Genomic DNA, 19,549 nt, shown 5'->3' on the forward strand with positions numbered 1-19,549 from the left:
GGATGGGCGCCGACCTCTTCGCCGCGCTGGATGCCGGGACCCGGCTGCGGATGGGCGGGCAGGCGTGGTTGTTGCACGGTTTCGCCCTGGCCGCGATCGACGATCTGCTGCCGGCATTGAAGGACGTCATCCGCGCGGCTCCCTTCCGCCACATGACCACGCCGGGCGGTTTGGCGATGTCGGTGGCGACCACCAGCTGCGGTGCGCTGGGCTGGGTCAGCGATCGTCGGGGATATCGCTACGCCCCACGCGATCCCGCCAGCGGTCGCGAATGGCCAGCGCTACCGGCGCCGATGCTGCACATGGCGATGGCGGCCGCCGCTGCCGCCGGCTTCCCCGACTTCCAACCGGATGCCTGCCTGATCAACCGCTACCGGCCCGGCACCCGGCTCAGCCTGCATCAGGACCGCGACGAGCACGACATGGCCGAGCCGATCGTTTCGGTATCGCTGGGACTGCCGGCCACCTTCCTGTTCGGTGGCCTGGCGCGCAGCGACCGTCCGGTGCGCGTGGCGCTGGCCCATGGGGACGTGGTGGTCTGGGGCGGGGTGGACCGTCTACGCTTCCACGGCGTGATGCCGGTCGCCCCGGGCGTGCACCCGCAACTGGGCGCGCAGCGGATCAATCTGACGTTTCGCAAGGCCGGTCCCGGTAGCGGCGCGGCCTAGGTCAGTTCGATGCCGAAATGCAGCGCCTCGATCCGCAGGCGCTCGCGGAGGTAGAACGCGTGCGCGTCCTGGCGCTGGGTGCCCGAATCCAGCTGCAGGCGCACACAGCCCAGCCGCTTCGCCTCCCCCTTCAGCCAGTCCAGCATCGCCTTGCCGTAGCCGCGGCTGCGCGAATCGGCATCGGTGATCAGGTCATCCACGTACACGTGCTGTCCGACCGCGAGCATCTCCATCACCCGCCACGCCGCGAACGCGCGCGGCACTCCCTGGTCGTCATAGAGGACGCTGGCGCGGCAGCCGTCGTCGGCGATCTGGCGCTGCATCTGGGTCACGAAGCGCTGCTCGTCCAGCTCCGGACGCAACTGGGCGACCACCGGCCACGCCGCGCGCAGCTCGTCGCTGGTGACGACGGTCCGGATGACCGGCATCAGACCCTCAGTTCCACTCGAACAGTTTCCAGTACACCTTGGCATCCTCGGACGCCTCATCCGGGAACCCGTCGCCATCGTCGTCCATCAGGTAATAGGTCGGCCCGCGGCGGGGGGTGACCTTGACCACTTTCAGCTGGCCGTTGACCCGGTATTCCTGGATCACATCGCCGTTGTCCTGCACGCTCTCGATCACCTCCGCATTGCGCAGGTCCGCAGTCGGGTCGTTCGGGTCCGGCTGGCCGCCGGTGGTGGTGCAGCCGGCCAGCGCGAGGGAAAGCGCGATCAACAGGGTCGGGACGATACGCATGGCGCACTCTCCATTCGATTGAGACAAGGGTGGCGGCGCGAGGCCGGACACGATTCAGGATACCGCGCGTGCATGTGGGCGGGACGGCAAAACCCCGCAAGAGCGCGCTGCGCAGCTGGTGAGCCGCCGTTACCGGCATGGCAAGTAGAATCGACGCATGAAAAGACTCGTTCTGATCGACGGTTCCAGCTACCTCTACCGCGCCTTCCACGCGCTGCCGCCACTGACCAACGCCGACGGCGAGCCGACCGGCGCGCTGTTCGGGGTGGTCAACATGCTGCGCGCCACCTTGAAGGAAAACCCGGACTACATCGCGTTCGTGATCGATGCCCCCGGCAAGACCTTCCGCGACGACCTGGACCCCGAGTACAAGGCCAACCGCCCGCCGATGCCCGATGACCTGCGGCCGCAGGTGCAGCCGATGTGCGACATCGTGCACGCACTGGGTATCGACATCATCCGCATCGACGGCGTCGAGGCCGATGACGTGATCGGGACGCTCGCGGTGCAGGCGGCCGATGCCGGCATCGACGTGACCATCTCCACCAGCGACAAGGACTTCGCCCAGCTGGTGCGCAGTGGCCAGGATGACAACGGGGCGCCGCGCGCGGGTATCGCGCTGGTCAACACCATGAGCGGCAGCCGCATGGACAGCGACGCGGCGGTGATCGAAAAGCACGGCGTGCGCGCGGACCAGATCGTCGATTACCTGGCGCTGATGGGCGACAAGATCGACAACATCCCCGGCGTGGACAAGTGCGGCCCGAAAACCGCGGCCAAATGGCTGGCCGAGCACGGCACCCTGGATGGCGTGATCGCCAACGCCGACAGCATCAAGGGCAAGATCGGCGAGAACCTGCGCGCCGCGCTGCACCGCCTGCCGCTCAACCGCACCCTGACCACGATCAAGCTGGATGTCGACGTGGGTCTCAGCCCCACCGAACTGGTCCTGCGCGAGCAGCACGTGGAGGAGCTGCGCGGCCTGTACGCGCGCTATGGCTTCAAGCAGGCCCTGCGTGACCTGGGCGGGGATCCCGGGGATGCCGGCGATGGCCGGGGCGATGCGGCGACCGATGCCGGCAGCGTGCGCAACACCGCCGCCGGCTACGCGCGCAACAACACGGCCGTGTCCGAGGCGCCTGATCCCGCGCTGTCCGCCCCCGGCGAGTACGAGTGCGTGGACACCCGCGCAAAGCTCGATGCGTGGATTGCCCGCCTGCAGGACGCCGACGAGTTCGCGTTCGACACCGAGACCGACTCGCTCGACGCCATGCGCGCCAATCTGGTGGGCCTGAGCTTCGCGGTAGAAACCGGGCGCGCCTGCTACATCCCGCTGGGTCATGACTACCCGGGCGCACCGGCGCAGCTGGACCGCGCCGAGGTGCTCGACGCCCTGCGCCCGCTGCTGACCGATCCGGGCAAGCGCAAGATCGGCCAGCACGGCAAGTACGAGATGCACGTCATGCGTCGGCACGGCGTACCGATCGGCGGCTACGCCGACGACACCATGCTGCAGAGCTTCGTCCTCAACGCCACCGCCACCCGCCACGACATGGACTCACTCGCCCTGCGTTACCTGGGCTACGAGACCACCAAGTACACCGACATCGCCGGCAAGGGCGCCAAGCAGATCACCTTCAACCAGGTGGCGGTCGACGATGCCGTCAACTACGCCGCCGAGGACGCCGACATCACCCTGCGCCTGCACCGCGTGCTGTCGGCGAAGCTGGCCGAAGAGCCCGCACTGGAGAAGGTCTACCGGGAGATCGAGATGCCGCTGGTGCCGGTGCTGGAACGCATCGAGGCCAACGGCGTGCTGGTCGACGCCGACGAACTGCGAAAACAGTCGGCCGACCTGGGCAAGCGCATGCTGGAGGCGCAGCAGAAGGCGACCGAGCTGGCCGGTCGCAGCTTCAACCTGGATTCGCCCAAGCAGGTGTGCGCGCTGCTGTTCGAGGAGCTCAAGCTGCCGGCGATGGTGAAAACGCCCAAGGGCCAGCCCTCGGCGAACGAGGAGGCGCTGGAGGCGATCGCCGACCTGCATGAGCTGCCGCGTGTGATCCTGGATTACCGCAGCCTGGCCAAGCTGCGCGGCACCTACACCGACAAGCTGCCGCAGATGATCAACCCCGACACCGGTCGGCTCCATACCAGTTACCACCAGGCGGGAGCTGCCACCGGACGTCTGGCCTCCAGCGACCCCAACCTGCAGAACATCCCGATCCGCACCGTCGATGGCCGCCACATCCGCACCGCGTTCGTCGCCCCGCCGGGCCGGCGCATCGTCGCCTGCGACTATTCGCAGATCGAGCTGCGGATCATGGCCCACCTGTCGGGCGACGAGGGCCTGCTGCGTGCATTCGCGGCCGGCGCCGACATCCACAAGGCGACCGCCGCCGAGGTGTTCGGCAAGACGCTGGAGACCGTCAGCAGCGACGACCGCCGCGCCGCCAAGGCGATCAACTTCGGCCTGATGTACGGCATGAGCGCGTTCGGGTTGGCCAAGCAGCTGGGCGTGTCCCGTGGCGATGCGCAGGACTACATCGGCCTGTACTTCGCCCGCTACCCGGGCGTGCGCGAGTTCATGGACCGCACCCGCGAGCAGGCCCGCGAGCGCGGCTATGTGGAGACCGTGTTCGGCCGCCGCCTGTATCTGGACAACATCCACGCCCGCAACCAGGGCCTGCGTGCCGGCGCCGAGCGCGCGGCGATCAACGCGCCGATGCAGGGCACCGCGGCGGACATCATCAAGCGCGCCATGATCGAGATCCACTCATGGCTTGCCGATCACGCCGGGCGCGCCCTGATGATCCTGCAGGTGCACGATGAGCTGGTGTTCGAGGTCGATGCCGATTTTGTCGACACGCTGCTCGAGGAGGTGGTCGCGCGCATGGTCGGTGCCGCGCAATTGCGGGTGCCCCTGTTGGTGGAAAGCGGCGTGGGCGCCAACTGGGATGAAGCGCACTGAGGATTAACCGGCTTGCGACCCCTGGAAGCTGAGTTGGCCGAATCGGGCGGAAGCCCCACCCCGGGGTGCTAAACCCCCGCTTCCGGGCCCTTGGGGAATGGCTGCCGGGCCGTTTTGGCAAAGTTCGCCCCGGTTCATTCGAATAACGTTATTTTAACGGCACGTTCGAAGACATTCGGCCAATGAATCGCTCCTGAATCTTATCGGTCACCGGCATCGATCTTCACGAACTGTCAATGTGGAAAGTGGTCATATGCTCGCGACAGGTGCAACGCCTGTCGCAGATCTCTCCCTCCCCTGGAGTGATCCTGGAGCCAAAGCCCCTCCCCAGGCCTGGCTCCACCAGCCCCGCCGGCCCCCCCTGCCTGCGGGGCTTTTTATTGCCCGCGGTTCCGGCTCAAACCAACTCGTTCAACCAGTCGCGCGGCCGCAGGTAATCCGCCAGCCTGGCCTCCGCGCTGCCGGCTTCCGGCGTGTAGCCGTATTCCCAGCGCACCAATGGTGGCAGGCTCATCAGAATCGATTCGCTGCGCCCGCCCGACTGCAGGCCGAACAGGGTGCCGCGGTCCAGCACCAGGTTGAACTCGACGTAGCGGCCGCGCCGGTAGAGCTGGAACTGGCGCTCCTTGTCGCCGTAAGGGACATCCTTGCGACGCTCCACGATCGGCAGGTAGGCATCCAGAAAGCCGTCGCCGACCGCGCGCATGTAGCCGAACTCGCGCTGGAAGTCCTCGCTCAGGTCATCGAAGAACAGCCCGCCGACGCCGCGGGTCTCATTGCGGTGCTTGACGAAAAAGTACTCGTCGCACCAGCGCTTGTGCGCCTCATAGCGGGCGTCACCGCCGAAGGGCGCGCACAGCTCGCGCGCGGTGCGGTGCCAGTGCAGCACGTCTTCATCGAAGGGATAGAACGGGGTCAGGTCGAAGCCACCGCCGAACCACGAGGCGACGGTCTCGCCGTTACGCATGGCGCGGAAATGGCGCACGTTGGCATGGGTGGTCGGCAGGAAAGGATTGCGTGGGTGGAACACCAGCGATACCCCGATCGCCCGCCACGCCGCTCCGGCCAGCTCCGGGCGATTGGCGCTTGCCGACGGCGGCAGCGTGCTGCCCGAGACATCCGAGAAGCCGATGCCGGCTTGCTCGAACACCGCGCCGTCGCGCAGGATGCGGGTACGACCGCCGCCGCCTTCGGCGCGGATCCAGTTGTCCTCGCCGAAGCGGGCGCTGCCGTCGGCCTGCTCGATCGCCGCGCAGATGCGATCCTGCAGGTCGGTGAGGTAGCTGCGGACACGCGCGAAGTCGTGGTCGGATTCTTTGGGGCATGCGGACAGGTTCATCCGCCCATTCTAGTGGAGACCCGCCACCGCATTGGCCCGCTCAGGGCAGGGTGATGGTCACGTGTGCGGTCTTGCCCGGCATCTGCACGACCTGCTGGTACCCGGCCAGCTGTTTGCCGGTGTCCCGCGCCAGCATCGTGTGCAGGGTGAAAAACGCGCCCAGCCCGAGCACCGCGAACAACGCCAGCGGCGCCCACAGCGGCATGACCCGGCGCAGCGCGTGGGTGACCCGGTCCGGCGGCGCCCAGTGCGGCGCGAAGCCGGTGCGCTTGCCCTTCAGGTAGACGATCTCGTCGCCCAGACGGGCGACCAGATAGCCGAGCTTCTCCGGGCCTTCCAGACGGTACTTGCCCTCGAAGCCGAGCAGCAGGCAGTAGTGGTAGACCTCCAGCGACGGGAGCCGCGGCGCGCCCTGCGCGCGCAACTCCTCCAGGCGGTCGAAGAAGTGCTCGCCGGCGAGGTGCTCGCCGAACAGGCGCAACTGCAAGGGGTTGCGTTCCCATTCCTCGCGCAGCGACGAGGGCTGGCCGAGCATCGCCTCGTCCACCGCAGCGCAGAAGGCGTACTTCGCCGCGTAGATGTCCTCGGCGGCGATGTCCAGCTTGGCCGCGCCGCGTTCCACACCTTCCAGGAAGCGCTGGATCGAGGCCACGAAGCCGCTTTCGCTGGACGGCAACTGGCCGCGCTTGAGCAGCATCAACAGGTAGAAGCCGTCGGCCATCAGCTCCAGCAGGCTGCGCGGAGTGGCGGCGCCGGACTGCGGCACACCGGCATGGGCCGGGCCCAGCGAGGGCATGCGGTGGGGAACCGGCGGGTTGGGGTAATTCATGGCGTCCTGCCTGGCGTGGGTGCTGTTGTGGTGGGTGGCGGCGTTACGGCGCCACGGCGATCAGCTCGAGCTTCAGCTCGCGCACGCCCGAGGGCACGTAGATCATCAGCGACTGGGCCTTGAGCATGCGCTCGTACAACGGGCCACGTGCCTCGATGGCGAAGTACTGCGCGCCGGTACGCACCGGGATGGCGCCGGGAACCTGCGCGGCGTGGACCAGCTTCACGCCCGGCAGAGCCGACAGCACGCACTTGTCCACATCGTCCGGCGCGCCGACCTTGAATCGCACCGGCACGGTCTGGACCAGCTCGTTGGCCGGCATGTCCGCGCTGACCCCGAGGTAGAACGCGGAATCCTCGTCGATGCGCTGGGAATCCAGGCGGCCGAGATGGAAAGACGGCTTGACCTCGCTGAGCGCGATCTTGAAGTAGCGCGCGGAAATCACGGTATCCAGCAGGGCGCGGATGATCTCGAACAGGCGCTCGAACCCGGCCTCGGGTTGCGCGTGCTGGTAGTTGGGCAGGTCGGCCAGGGTGTGGCTGCGCGAGAACGTCAGCAGCCCGCCGGCCAGGCGCAGCAGCTCCTGATGCAACCGCTCCGGGTGCAGGCCCGGATGGCGGAACAGGTGCGAGAGCGCGGCAAAGGCGCCATTGACGGTGTGCAGCAACCAGAACGAGGCGATGTCGCCGGAGCGGAACTCGACCACCGATTGGGACGCCTCGCGGTGCAGGCCGTGCAGGGCGTCCGCCTTGGCCTGCAGGCTGTCCAGCAGGCGCCGCAACTGCAGCTGCAGCTGCGGCGCGGAGCCCAGGTTGAGGCTGGGTGCTACGAAGCCCGGGTCTATCTCGAAGCCGCCGGTCGCGCTGCGGCGGATGCGCGCGACCGGCACGCTGACATAGGGATCGCGCGGCTCATCATCGCGCAGCAGGCGCACGTTCTTGCCCAGGTAGGCCAGCTCGGCCTCGCCCGCATCCGTGTACAGATCGGTCGTCGCCCGGTTGGCCTGCATGTAGCGGCTGTTGCCGCCGCTGTCGGGCGCGCCGGCGCAGTTGCCGCCATGCTCTTTCAGCAGCGGCAGCGCCAGATGCACGGTGGTCGTCTGCACCCCATCGGGCAGGCTTTCCAGTGACATTGCCTCGGGCAGCAGGTCATCGCCGGGCGCGCTGTAGAACTCGCCGTCCGGAAACACGACCGACAATTGCTGCGCGCGCAGGGTCCCGGCGGCCAGGGCCTGGCCATCGAATTCGGCGTGGCGCAACCCCCAGGAATAGGGCGCGATGGTGGTGGCCATGCGCTGCACGCGGGCCTCGTGGTACGCGTCCTGACGCTGGAAGTGCTGCGGGCGCAGGAACAGGCCCTCGCCCCAGAAAACCTTTGACATCCCGGTCATGCGTCACTCGATCCTTTGATAAATCCCGGCGTTCCATGCGTTCGCCGGCAGGTTACACCATGTGTGGAAGAACTCTCCCGGCCGTCCGGATCACCTTCCGAGCGGTCCACAGCGGCTGGACGACAGGCTGTGCGCGGGCGTCGAAAGTTTCGTGATCAGTCCTGCGGAGGCGGTGGTCATCGCGCAGCCGTGCAGGCCGACGGTAATGCCTTCGGCGCTGGTCTGGCCGGTGTCGAAGGTGAACCGCCAGCGGGTGGGTGCGGGGGCACGGAACAGTGCGACAACGCCGATGCGGTTGCCATCGTCGGCCAGCGCTTCCAGCACTTCATGTCGCTTGCCGGGCGTGAGCAGGAATTCGGTGACCGAAACGAGGTCATCGCCGAGCACGTCGTGCTCGCGCCGCTCGTCCAGGAACACGTCGAAGGCGGCTTCGTTGAAGCGCTTGGCATTGCGCAACTGGTACACACGAACGACCAGCGCGGCCGCTCGCCCATCGTCTCCGGTGTTGAGGTTGTCGCCTGCATACAGGCGGATGGGCAGCTCGCCGGACTGCGCTTCACCCTGCTTGAGGCCGACCGCCTGCAGCGTCTTGCCGAATGCCTGTTTGACGCCAGCGCCCTGGCTCGCGCATCCGGAGATCGCCAGACAGGCGGCTGTGACGAGAAGCAAGCAAAGCCGTCGCGCGGCGCTGATGGGCGGGCGCGACGGCCGTGTGCGCGAAGAGGGTGATTCAAGGGAATCCGTATCGGAACAGCGGTAACCAGCATCCATTGCGTGCCACTCCATTCGTGAATTCGGGCCTCCATGCCTGGATCACCATGCCGGGAATATCCCCGCCACGGCACCCGTGGCTTGATCCCACGACACGCGACGGCATGTGCCGACTTGGCATCAAGCCATGCATGGTCAACAATACCCGCCGCCAACGAACCGCTTGACGGCCGGTGGCGTAGGCTACTATATCTAGTCGAAGGCGCAGCAAGTGCCTTCGTACTGTTCATGGAGTGACAGGCCGCCGCACCAAGTGCGCGGTTCACAAGGAGAGTGGAGAGATGCAGCGGTTCCCGTATTCCGTCTTCTGCCGTGTGCTGGTCGTTGCCACGCTGGTGCCGATCCTGGCCGCGTGCAGCACGATGCCGGCCAAGACCGGTGGCTACGCGATGGTGCTGGAGAACGCGGAGGCCGCCGTCAAGGCGGGCCGCGTCGAGTCGGCGCTGGTCAGCTTCGACGAAGCGGCCCAGGCCGACCCCACCAGCAAGCAGCCATGGCTGCGGATCGCCCAGTTGCAATTCGAGGCCGGGAACTACGGTCGCGCCATCGTCGCTGCTGAAGAAGTCCTGCAACGCGATCCCGCCGACCAGGTCGCCGACAGCGTCTTGACCGTCTCCGGACTGCGCATCGCGTCGCAATCGCTGGAGCGGCTGCAGGGCAGTGGTGCTTTGGCGTCGCAAACGGCCCGCATCGAAGCCGAGCGCCTCGCTGCGACCATGCGCGCCACCATGGGCGAGAACATCCTCGACAGCGGCTCACCGCCAGCCCCGAAGACCCGCACGCGCACCCCGACACGACGCGCCAGCACGCCACCGCCGAAGCCGGCGACGCCGGCCGCCGAGAAGCCGAAGAGTGCTTCGGATATCGCCAACCCCTTCGGTGGCATGGGCAACTGAGCCTCCGAATTCGCACGTGATCGTCAGGGAGACGATGAAGATGTCCAAGAAGGAAAGCACCCAGAAGCGCCTGCAGAAGGTGCGTCCGCCGCGCGTCCAGCTCACCTACGACGTGGAGAAGGGCGATGCGATCGAGCAGAAGGAAATTCCTTTCGTCGTCGGCGTGCTGGGTGACTTCAGCGGCCTGCCCGAGGCGCCGTTGCCGAAGCTGAAGGACCGCAAGTTCGTCAACGTGGACCTGGACAACTTCGATGAGGTGATCTCCGGCATGGCGCCGCGCGCCGCCTTCCGGGTGCCGAACAAGCTCTCCGACAACGGCGGCGAGTTCGCCGTCGAGCTGACGTTCAACTCGATCGACGACTTCCGTCCCGAGGCGGTGGTGCAGCAGGTCGAACCGCTGCGCAAGCTGCTGGAAGCCCGGTCCAAGCTCGCCGACCTGCGCAACAAGGTGGCCGGCAACGAGAAGTTGGAAGACCTGCTCAACGATGTCCTGGCCAATACCGAGCAGCTGCGGCAGCTCGGCCAGGACGACCCGGCTGACGAGGAGTAATGCCATGAATACCCAGGCAAGCGCGGCGCCCGCCCAGGCCGCGACCACCACGTCCGAGCCGGGACTGCTCGACCAGATCGTCGAGCAGAGCAAGGTCGCCCGATCCGACGCCGAGCACCAGCGTGCCCGCGACATCATCTCCGAGCTCGCCCGCGAGGTGCTCAAGGGCACCGTGGTGGTCTCGGAAAATCTCAACCTGACCCTGGATGCGCGCGTCGCCGAACTGGACCGGATGATCTCCGAGCAGCTGACCGCGGTGATGCACGCTCCGCAGTTCCAGCAATTGGAGTCCACCTGGCGCGGCCTGCATTATCTGTGCAGCCAGACCTCGACCGGAACGCAGCTGAAGATCAAGGTCCTCAACGCGCCCAAGAAGGACGTGGTCAAGGACTTCAAGTCGGCGATCGACTTCGACCAGAGCGCGTTGTTCAAGAAGGTGTACGAGGAGGAGTTCGGCACCTTCGGTGGCTCGCCGTTCGGCGCCCTGCTGGGCGACTACAACATCGGCCGCCAGCCCGAGGACATGTACTTCATCGAGCAGATGTCGCATGTCGCCGCCGCAGCCCACGCTCCGTTTGTCGCCGCCGCCAGCGAGGACATGTTCGGGCTGGAAAGCTTCACCGAGATGGGCAAGCCGCGCGACCTGGCCAAGGTGTTCGACACCATCGAGTACGCCAAGTGGAAGTCGTTCCGCGATTCCGAGGACAGCCGCTACGTCGGCCTGACCCTGCCGCGCTTCCTTGGCCGACTGCCGTACAACCCCAAGGACGGCACCACGGTGGAGGGCTTCAACTATGTCGAGGATGTCGACGGCAACGACCACTCCAGGTACCTGTGGTGCAACACCGCCTACGCGTTCGGCGCGCGGCTGACCAAGGCCTTCGAGGACTTCGGCTGGTGCGCGGCGATCCGCGGCGTGGAAGGTGGCGGCCTGGTCGAGGACCTGCCGACCCACACCTTCCGTACCGACGATGGCGAGGTGGCCCTGAAGTGCCCGACCGAGGTGGCGATCACCGACCGGCGCGAGAAGGAGCTCTCCGACCTGGGCTTCATTCCCCTGGTGCACTGCAAGAACACCGATTACGCCGCGTTCTTCGGGGCGCAGTCGGCGCAGAAGCCCAGGAAGTACAACACCGACGCGGCCAATGCGAATGCATCGCTGTCGTCGCAACTGCAGTACATGTTTGCCGTCTCCCGCGTCGCCCATTACCTCAAGGCAATGATGCGCGAGAAGATCGGCAGTTTTGCCTCGGCCGGTAACGTCGAGGATTTCCTCAACCGGTGGGTTGCGCAGTACGTGTTGTTGGATGACAACGCGACGCAGGAAGCGAAAGCGCAATACCCGCTGCGAGAGGCTTCGGTGCAGGTGTCGGAAGTGCCCGGAAAACCCGGTGTGTACCGGGCGGTGTCCTTCCTTCGCCCGCATTTCCAGCTCGACGAGCTGTCGGTGTCCTTGCGCCTGGTCGCTGAGCTTCCCGCCAGCGCCAAGGGGTAACCGCCACTCGCGTGCTGAAAGGCGGTCGACATCGCGGGGCAGAGATCCCGCCAGGCTGGCCGCCGTTTTGGTTCCATCAAGTTGGCAGCAACTACTGCGCCGGGTTCGTCCCGGTGCTGACTCTCACGGAAGAACGGAACAAAAGGAAACCAGATCATGCAGCATGCATTCCTCAGCATTGACACCATCAAGGGCGAGTCCAAGGACTCCGAGCACAAGGACTGGATCGAGATCGAGTCCTTCAACCAGGATGTCCTGCAGCCGCGTTCGGCCACTGCATCCAGCGCTGGCGGCACCACCGCGGCACGCGTGGAAATGTCCCCGATCGAGATCAACAAGCGTATCGACCTCGCATCGACGGCCCTGTTCCAGGCGTGCGCCAACGGCACCACGTTCCCCAAGGCCCGCATCGAGTTCATGCGCGCCGACAAGGACGGCAAGGCGATCAACTACTACACGATCGAACTGCTGAACGTCCTGGTACACCGCGTCACCACCGGCATGGGCCATGACGGCATGCCGTCCGAGCAGGTCCAGCTGAGCTTCGGTGCGATCAAGTGGTCCTACACCCAGCAGAAGCAGGGTGGCGGCGTCGGCGGCAAGGCCGTCGCGCAGTGGAGCAACACCGACAACACGCCCAGCTACCGGGTCTGACGGTCGTAAAGCCCTGATGGGTCGGTGCGATGGCGGCCAGCCGGTCGTCATCGCATTGTATTTCCGGGCTGCACTCCGCGTCCGGCCAGTGGCGCGTAGGCAGACAGGGAACCATGAAAGGATTCGAACCCAGCCTTCTGGAAAAGCTGTTCGACGATCAACCGCGCGTCACCGCTGCCAGCGGCATTTTCAAGTCGATCTCGCTGGACCAGTACAAGGAATCGGTCGCCCGTGACCTGGAAGGCCTGCTCAACAGCCGGGCCGCTTTTTCCGAGGACGACCTGAAGGAATTCCCCCATTGCCGCAACTCGCTGGTGACCTACGGGTTGCGCGACTTCTCCACCATGAGCCTGGCCAACGGCCACGACCGTGCCGCGATATGCCGATCCCTGGAGCAGGCGATCGCCCGCCACGAGCCGCGCCTGCACAACGTCCGCGTCACCCTGGAAGGCAACAGCCGCTCGGTGGGTGGCCTGCACTTCTCGATCCACGGTCTCCTGGACGTGCGCCCTGCCCGCGAACCGATCAGTTTCGACGCGATGCTGCAGCCCAGCACCCTGCAGTACTCGGTCAGCAGGTTGCGCCGTGCGGCGGCCTGACCGGAGACGCAGCTGATGGAAGACCTGCTGCCTTTCTACGAACGTGAGCTGGGCTACCTTCGCCGCCACGGCCGCGAGTTCGCCGAGCGCTACCCCAAGATCGCCGGCCGCCTGCTGCTGTCCGCCGATGGCAGCCAGGACCCGCACGTCGAGCGCCTGATCGAATCCTTCGCGCTGCTGAGTGCGCGCACCAACAAGAAGATCGAGGACGATTACCCGGAGTTCACCGAGGCGCTGCTGGAGGTCATGTACCCCCACTACCTGCGCCCGTTCCCGTCGTGTTCGATCGCCCGCTTCGACATGGGGCCCGCGCTCGCCCAGCTCAGTGCACCGGTCCACATTCCGCGCGACACGCTGCTGCACTCGCGCGCGGTACGCGGTGTCAGCTGCCGCTTTCGCTCCACCTTCGACGTGGTGCTGGCACCGATCCGACTGCGCGAAGCGCGCTACCGCGCGATCGCCGAGGTGCCCATGGCGACCAGCCTGCCGCCAGGCTGTGGGGGACAGATATCGCTGAGCTTCGAGTTGCTCGGCGAGCACCAGCAACTGTCCGCACTGGGGCTGGACACCCTGCGGCTGTTCACCGAAGGGGAGGCCAGCTTCTGCGCTGCATTGCGTGACACCCTGGCTTTTGGCGTGCGGGCCGCCTTTTTGGAAGCGGCCGGCAGCGGGCGCTGGAAAGTGCTGGCGGAATCACCGCTCAGCCAGGCCGGATTCGGCGCCGACGAGTCGCTGATCGACTATCCCGAACGGTCGCACCCGGCGTACCGGCTGCTGACCGAATTGTTCGGATTTCCGGAGAAGTTCGGCTTCTTCGACCTGGATCTGAGGCCTCTGCACGGCAGTGCCGGCGCAACGTTCACCATTCATCTGGTTTTGGGCGTGCAGGCGGCGGACGCGACCGTGTCCCGGGTCCTGGAATCGCTCTCGGCGACCAACATCCTGCTGGGTTGCACGCCGGTGGTGAACCTGTTTGCGCAGCACGGTGAGCCCATCCGGGTGACCCATCGCAGCACCTCATATCCCGTGGTGGCGGATGCGCGGCGCGCGTTTGCCTATGAAGTGGTGTCGATCGACTCGGTCAAGCGGATCCGCCAGACCGCCCAGGGCGAGAAGGTGACCGAGTTCCGCCCGTTCTATTCGTTGCAACACGGCCAGTTACCTGACGAGTCCGGCCATTACTGGTTCGCCCATCGTGATGAGCAGGTCGCTCGCAGCAGCCCCGGGTTCGAGACCGAACTGTCGTTCGTCGACCTGGATTTCAATCCGGTCCAGCCGCGGACCGACGTGGTCAGCCTCGAGCTGACCTGCAGCAACCGCGACCTTCCCAGCTTTCTCGCCTATGGCGTGCAGGGCGGCGACCTGACCATGGAAGGCGGCGGTCCCGCGCGCTCGATCGCGTTGCTGCGCAAGCCCACCCGACCGATGCGCTTCGAGCGGGGCCGGGGTGCGCAGTGGCGACTGGTCTCGCATCTCTCGCTCAACCATCTGTCGCTGAGCCAGGACGGTCTGCCGGCGCTGAAGGAGATGCTGCGGCTGTACGACATCGCGCGCACCAGCACCTCGGGACGGCAGATCGACGGCATTGTCTCCCTGGAGCACCGCAGCGCCAGTGCATGGCTGCCCGGCAAGCATTTCGCCAGCGTGGTGCGCGGGATCGAGATCCGCCTTGGCATCGACGAGGCCGCCTTTGTCGGGCATGGCATTGCGACCTTCGCCCGTGTGCTGGACCACTTCTTTGGGCTGTATGTGCACGCCAACAGCTTCACCCAACTGACCGTGCTGTCTGCCGACAACGGCGAGGAACTGATGCGATGCGAACCGCGAAGCGGCGAATCGATCCTGGGGTAGCCCAGCAGCTGCTCGCCGGACCGCAGCGCTTCGAGTTCTTTCAGGCCCTGCGGATCCTTGAGCGACTGTTCATCAAGCAGGGCCAGCGGCCCGGCGAGGTGGTGTCGCGCAGCCTGCGTTTTCGCACATCAATGTCACTGGGGTTCCCGGCCAGCCAGATCGAATCGGCCCAGGCCTATGCGAGCGACGGAACCGCCCTGGACCGCGACGCCGCGGTCGAACACGCCATCACCATGGAGGAACTGGGCGAGGTCCATCTGACGCCGGCCTTCATGGGCATGCTGGGCAGCCATGGGGTGCTGCCCCTGCACTACACCGAGGCGCTCGCCGAGCGCGAAACCTACCAGCGCGACCGCACCGCCCGCGCCTTCCTGGATATCTTCGGCAACCGCGCAGTGGCCCTGCATTACGCCGCGTGGAAGAAGTACCGCCTGGGCCTGCAGTTCGAAATGGACGGCGACGAGCGCTTCCTGCCGCTGGTGCTGGCACTCGCCGGCATGGGCACGAACGGCCTGCGTGGGCGCCTGCGCGGCGAAGACAGCGACGTGTTCGATCACGCCGTCGCCCACTACGCCGGTGCGATCCGCCAGCGTCCGTTGTCGGCGGTGATGCTGCAGCGGATCCTCGCGGACTACTTCAAGGTGCCGCTGCGCGTGGAGCAGTTCGTAGGCGCCTGGTACCGCGTGCCCGAGGCGCAGCAGACGCGGCTGGGCGTCGGCAACGCGGCGCTGGGCAGCACGGCGCTCGCCGGCAACCGCGTCTGGCAACGTGACCTGAAGCTGCGCCTGTGGATTGGACCGCTGGACCGCACGCAGTTTGACGGCTTCCTGCCCGGACGCAGCGCGGCCAAGGCACTGGCCAAGTGGCTCACCCTGCTGACCGGCAGCACCCTGGAATACGAGGTCCGACTGAGCCTGAAACCGGCGCATCTGCGCGGCATCGCCCTGCGGGCCGGGACAGGTTGCGAGCTGGGCTTCGACAGTTACCTGTGCTCGCGCCCGCCGCCGGCGCCGCGCTCGGATACCCGTTACGGGATCCACACACTGCAATGACGACGGCGCGACAGCGCCGCCCTGGAGACGACACCGCATGGATCGCAACGCATGAATACCAACCTGAAAACCCTGATCGGCAAGCTCAACGACACCTGCCGCCAATCCGCCGAGCGCGCGGCCAACCTGTGCATGGCGCGCGGCAACTACGAGGTCGACCTGGAGCACCTTTTCCTGGCCTTGCTGGAGCATCCGCAGGGCGATGTCGCCCTGATCGCGCAGCGCAGCGGAATCGGCGTGGACAGCCTGCGCAAGGACCTGGAAGCGGAAGTCGGCCGCTTCAAGGCCGGCAACACGCGCACGCCGGTCTTTTCCCCGCACCTGCCCACGCTGTTCCAGCACGCCTGGCTGCTGGCCTCGTTGGACTCCCACACCACGCGCATCCGCGGTGGTCACCTGCTATTGGCCCTGCTGACCGAGCCGGGCCTGTCGCAGCTGGCGTACCGGGGTTCGGGCCAGTTCGTCCGGATCAAGCGCGATGAGCTCAAGCACAATTTCGCCAAGCTCACCGAAGGCTCGATCGAAGCCGGCGATGTCCGCTTTGCCGATGCGGGGGCGGAGTCCAACGGTGAGGACAATGCAGCGGACCCCGGCCTGTCGCGCACACCCGCCCTGGACCAGTACACGACCAACCTGACCCGGCGCGCGCGTGACGGCCACCTGGACCCGGTGATCGGCCGCGATGCCGAGATCCGGCAGATGATCGACATCCTGCTGCGGCGGCGCCAGAACAATCCCATTCTTACCGGCGAGGCGGGGGTCGGCAAGACCGCGGTGGTGGAGGGGCTGGCGCTGCGGATCGCCGCGGCGGACGTGCCGGACGTGTTGCAGGCCGTCGAACTGCACACGCTGGACATGGGCCTGTTGCAGGCCGGGGCGAGCGTCAAGGGCGAGTTCGAGAACCGGCTCAAGAACGTCATCGACGAGGTCAAGAAGAGCCCGCATCCGATCGTGCTGTTCATAGATGAGGCGCACACCATGATCGGCGCCGGCGGCCAGGCCGGTCAGAGCGATGCGGCCAACCTGCTCAAACCCGCGCTGGCACGCGGCGAGTTGCGCACTATCGCCGCGACCACCTGGTCGGAGTACAAGAAGTACTTCGAGAAGGACGCCGCGCTGGCCCGCCGCTTTCAGGTGGTCAAGATCGAGGAGCCGTCCGAGCTGCTGTGTGCCGCCATGCTGCGCGGCATGGTGCCGCTGATGGAGAAGCACTTCGGCATCCGCGTGTTGGACGAGGCGATCACCGAGGCGGTGCGTCTGTCGCACCGCTACATCAGTGGCCGCCAGTTGCCCGACAAGGCGGTCAGCGTGCTGGATACCGCGTGCGCGAAGGTTGCGCTGGGCCAGAGCGCGACGCCGGCGATCATCGAGGACACCGTCAAGCATCTGGATCGGCTTGACGCGGAACTGGCTGCATTGCGCCGCGAAACCGTCGCCGGTGCACGCCACCAGGAGCGCGTGGCCGAGTTGACCGCGGAGCACTCCGCGGCCACCGAGGTACTGCAGCGCAGCCGCGAGCGCCTGCAGGTCGAAACCGCCCTGGCGCAGCAGATCCAGCAATTGCGCCAGGCACTGGAAGCCGACGCGCAGGCGGCGACAGGCGGCAAGCCGGCAATGGCGTCGGGTGGTGGCGATGATGGCCGTGACGCAGCCGGGGATGATGACGGTGACACCGCAGTCGCGGTCCGCCCCCAGGCGGCAAAATCCAGCAAGACCAACAAGGGGGCACGTAACAATTCGCCCGCTGCCGTCAACCCCAGGCTTGCCGAACTCGACCTGCTGCTGGCCGAGCTGCGCGCCTTGCAGGGCGAGGCCCCGATGGTGCCGCTGCAGGTGGACGGCGGGGTGGTCGCCGAGATCGTCAGCGCCTGGACCGGAGTGCCGTTGGGGCGGATGGTGAAGGACGAGATCCGTACCGTGCGCACTCTCGGGCCGTTGCTGGGCGAGCGGGTGATCGGCCAGGACCACGCGCTGGACGCGGTCGCCCAGCGCGTGCGGACCGCGTCGGCCAAGCTGGAGGATCCCGACAAGCCGCGAGGCGTCTTCATGTTCGTGGGCCCCTCCGGTGTCGGCAAGACCGAAACCGCGCTGGCATTGGCCGACATCCTCTACGGCGGCGAACGCAAGCTGATCACGATCAACATGAGCGAGTACCAGGAGGCGCACAGCGTGTCCGGCCTGAAAGGCTCGCCCCCCGGCTATGTCGGTTACGGCGAGGGCGGCGTGCTGACCGAAGCCGTGCGCCGCAATCCCTACTCGGTGGTCCTGCTGGACGAGGTCGAAAAGGCGCACCCGGACGTGCTGGAGATGTTTTTCCAGGTCTTCGACAAGGGCCAGATGGAGGATGCGGAGGGTCGCGAGATCGACTTCCGCAACACCCTGATCATCCTTACCAGCAACATCGGCTCCAGCCAGATCATGCAGTCCTGCCTGAACGTTCCGGCCGGCGAGCTGCCATCCTCCGATGACCTGGCCGACGCGCTGCGCCCGGTCCTGATGAAGACCTTCAAGCCAGCGTTCCTGGGGCGGATGAAGGTGGTGCCGTTCTTCCCGATCAGTGACGACGTGCTGGCCCGCATCATCGAGCTCAAGCTGGGCCGTATCCGCGAGCGTATCGCAGCCAACCACAAGGCGGTCTTCGAGTGGAACCAGGCGCTGGTGGAGGCGGTATTGCAGCGCTGCACCGAGGTCGACTCGGGCGCACGCAACGTCGACAACATCCTCAACGGGACCCTTCTGCCGGAAATCGCCGAGTCGGTACTGGCGAAAATGGCCGAAGGCGAGCAGATCGCCCGAATCAAGGTATCCGCCGACAGGAAGGGCAACTTCCGTTACCGGATGCAGTGAGCTTCGGCCGCAGCCGTCAGACCCAGCCACGCGCCGCCAGCGACACCGGCGGCCCGTCGGCGATGACGAAGTGGTCCAGCAGGCGCAGGTCGACCAGCGCCAGCGCCTGTTTCAGGCGCGCCGTCACGGCACGGTCGGCCGCACTGGGTTCGGGATTTCCGCTGGGATGGTTGTGGCCCACGATCACCGCAGCGGCGTTATGCGCCAGCGCGCGCCGGACGACCTCGCGCGGGTGTACTTCCGCCCCGTCGATGGTGCCGCGGAAGAGTTCTTCAAATGCCAGCGCGCGATGGCGCGTGTCCAGGAACAGCACGGCGAATACTTCGTGCTCCAGTCCGCGCAGGCGCTGGGCGAAGTAGCGTCCGGCGGCCTGGGGATCGGTCAAGGCCGCACCGCGTTCCAGCTCGGCCGACAAGTGCCGGTGGCCCAGTTCCAGTGCTGCGGCGAGCAGGCAGGCCCGCGCCGGACCCAGGCCGGGCAGCTTGGCCAATTGCGACGGTGGACGCTCCAGCAGCGCGCGCAGCGGCCCGTGGCCCTGCAGCAGTTCGCGCGCCGTGGTGACCGCGTCGCGGCCGCGCAGGCCGGAGCCCAGGAAGATTGCGAGGAGTTCGGCATCCGACAGCGCACCCACACCGCGCGCCAGCAATTTCTCCCGCGGGCGTTCGTCGGCCGGCCAATCACGTATGTGCATCGTCTCGATCCCTGTGCTGGTGGCGCGTGCGCGCCTTGCGACGTCCTGTCGCAACCGGTGAAGCATCGCCCTGGCGGTAGCGGGCGGAAAGAAAAACGAAGCGGGGACGGACCGGACTGCCCAGCCAGACGTCGCGATGGGCCGGGGAAGCCGCATCACCACGCTCCGTCCCCGCTTCAGCCACGGATTCAGAATGGCTGGGCGCAAGGCT

The 19,549-nt window shown here is 66.7% G+C and carries 17 protein-coding genes; 10 read left to right on the forward strand and 7 right to left on the reverse strand.

The window, feature by feature from the left end:
• The first annotated feature begins 2 nt into the window (after nt 1–2).
• The gene (gene alkB / locus INQ42_RS00720) at nt 3–668 is read left to right on the forward strand and encodes a DNA oxidative demethylase AlkB (RefSeq protein WP_194034730.1); all 666 of its coding nucleotides are present in this window, start codon (nt 3–5) and stop codon (nt 666–668) included.
• Here the strand turns inward: alkB and INQ42_RS00725 are convergent.
• Entirely contained in the window at nt 665–1,096 is a 432-nt protein-coding gene (locus INQ42_RS00725) for a GNAT family N-acetyltransferase (protein WP_194034731.1), read from the reverse strand. The genes alkB and INQ42_RS00725 overlap by 4 nt on opposite strands.
• Before the next feature lie 7 nt (nt 1,097–1,103).
• Entirely contained in the window at nt 1,104–1,406 is a 303-nt protein-coding gene (locus tag INQ42_RS00730; protein ID WP_194034732.1) for a DUF2782 domain-containing protein, read from the reverse strand.
• A gap of 157 nt (nt 1,407–1,563) precedes the next feature.
• Between INQ42_RS00730 and polA the strand changes: the two genes are divergently transcribed.
• Nucleotides 1,564–4,374, forward strand: coding sequence for a DNA polymerase I (gene polA / locus INQ42_RS00735; RefSeq protein ID WP_194034733.1), 2,811 nt, complete (start codon nt 1,564–1,566; stop codon nt 4,372–4,374).
• 397 nt (nt 4,375–4,771) lie between these two features.
• Here polA and hemF read toward each other — a convergent pair whose 3' ends face one another.
• The 4 genes from hemF to tssJ form a co-directional block, all read right to left on the reverse strand.
• Entirely contained in the window at nt 4,772–5,713 is a 942-nt protein-coding gene (gene hemF, locus INQ42_RS00740; RefSeq protein WP_194034734.1) for an oxygen-dependent coproporphyrinogen oxidase, read from the reverse strand.
• A 40-nt stretch (nt 5,714–5,753) separates the two neighbouring features.
• Nucleotides 5,754–6,542: a type IVB secretion system protein IcmH/DotU gene (gene icmH, locus INQ42_RS00745; protein ID WP_194034735.1), complete on the reverse strand. Its 789-nt coding sequence runs from the start codon at nt 6,540–6,542 to the stop codon at nt 5,754–5,756.
• A gap of 43 nt (nt 6,543–6,585) precedes the next feature.
• Nucleotides 6,586–7,923 carry a type VI secretion system baseplate subunit TssK gene (gene tssK / locus INQ42_RS00750; protein ID WP_343224916.1) on the reverse strand — a complete coding sequence of 446 codons (1,338 nt, stop codon included), beginning with the start codon at nt 7,921–7,923 and terminating at the stop codon, nt 6,586–6,588.
• A 99-nt stretch (nt 7,924–8,022) separates the two neighbouring features.
• Complete coding sequence (gene tssJ / locus INQ42_RS00755) at nt 8,023–8,601, reverse strand: type VI secretion system lipoprotein TssJ (RefSeq protein ID WP_228064396.1); 579 nt, start codon at nt 8,599–8,601, stop codon at nt 8,023–8,025.
• 383 nt (nt 8,602–8,984) lie between these two features.
• Here tssJ and INQ42_RS00760 point away from each other — a divergent pair, with 383 nt between their 5' ends.
• The 8 genes from INQ42_RS00760 (at nt 8,985) to tssH (ending at nt 18,647) form a co-directional block, all read left to right on the forward strand.
• Nucleotides 8,985–9,599, forward strand: coding sequence for a tetratricopeptide repeat protein (locus INQ42_RS00760; protein ID WP_194034738.1), 615 nt, complete (start codon nt 8,985–8,987; stop codon nt 9,597–9,599).
• A 40-nt stretch (nt 9,600–9,639) separates the two neighbouring features.
• The gene (tssB, locus tag INQ42_RS00765; protein ID WP_194035679.1) at nt 9,640–10,149 is read left to right on the forward strand and encodes a type VI secretion system contractile sheath small subunit; all 510 of its coding nucleotides are present in this window, start codon (nt 9,640–9,642) and stop codon (nt 10,147–10,149) included.
• 4 nt (nt 10,150–10,153) lie between these two features.
• Nucleotides 10,154–11,644, forward strand: a complete 1,491-nt coding sequence (gene tssC / locus INQ42_RS00770; protein ID WP_193985391.1) for a type VI secretion system contractile sheath large subunit — start codon at nt 10,154–10,156, stop codon at nt 11,642–11,644.
• Nucleotides 11,645–11,800: 156 nt separating this feature from the next.
• Nucleotides 11,801–12,298 carry an Hcp family type VI secretion system effector gene (locus INQ42_RS00775; RefSeq protein ID WP_193985393.1) on the forward strand — a complete coding sequence of 166 codons (498 nt, stop codon included), beginning with the start codon at nt 11,801–11,803 and terminating at the stop codon, nt 12,296–12,298.
• Between the two features lie 113 nt (nt 12,299–12,411).
• Nucleotides 12,412–12,897: a type VI secretion system baseplate subunit TssE gene (gene tssE, locus INQ42_RS00780; RefSeq protein ID WP_194034739.1), complete on the forward strand. Its 486-nt coding sequence runs from the start codon at nt 12,412–12,414 to the stop codon at nt 12,895–12,897.
• A 15-nt stretch (nt 12,898–12,912) separates the two neighbouring features.
• Entirely contained in the window at nt 12,913–14,748 is a 1,836-nt protein-coding gene (gene tssF / locus INQ42_RS00785) for a type VI secretion system baseplate subunit TssF (RefSeq protein ID WP_194034740.1), read from the forward strand.
• The gene (tssG, locus tag INQ42_RS00790; RefSeq protein WP_194034741.1) at nt 14,712–15,800 is read left to right on the forward strand and encodes a type VI secretion system baseplate subunit TssG; all 1,089 of its coding nucleotides are present in this window, start codon (nt 14,712–14,714) and stop codon (nt 15,798–15,800) included. Before tssF ends, tssG begins: the two co-directional genes overlap by 37 nt.
• A gap of 51 nt (nt 15,801–15,851) precedes the next feature.
• On the forward strand, nt 15,852–18,647 hold the full coding sequence (tssH, locus tag INQ42_RS00795) for a type VI secretion system ATPase TssH (protein WP_194034742.1): 2,796 nt from the start codon (nt 15,852–15,854) through the stop codon (nt 18,645–18,647).
• A gap of 16 nt (nt 18,648–18,663) precedes the next feature.
• On the opposite strand, the gene radC is transcribed toward tssH, so the two are convergent.
• A complete protein-coding gene (gene radC / locus INQ42_RS00800) occupies nt 18,664–19,338 on the reverse strand; it encodes a RadC family protein (protein ID WP_194034743.1) in 675 nt (224 codons plus the stop codon).
• Nucleotides 19,339–19,549: the final 211 nt, after the last annotated feature.

The sequence above is a fragment of the Lysobacter avium genome, from assembly GCF_015209745.1.
Classification (GTDB): Bacteria; Pseudomonadota; Gammaproteobacteria; order Xanthomonadales; family Xanthomonadaceae; genus Novilysobacter; species Novilysobacter avium.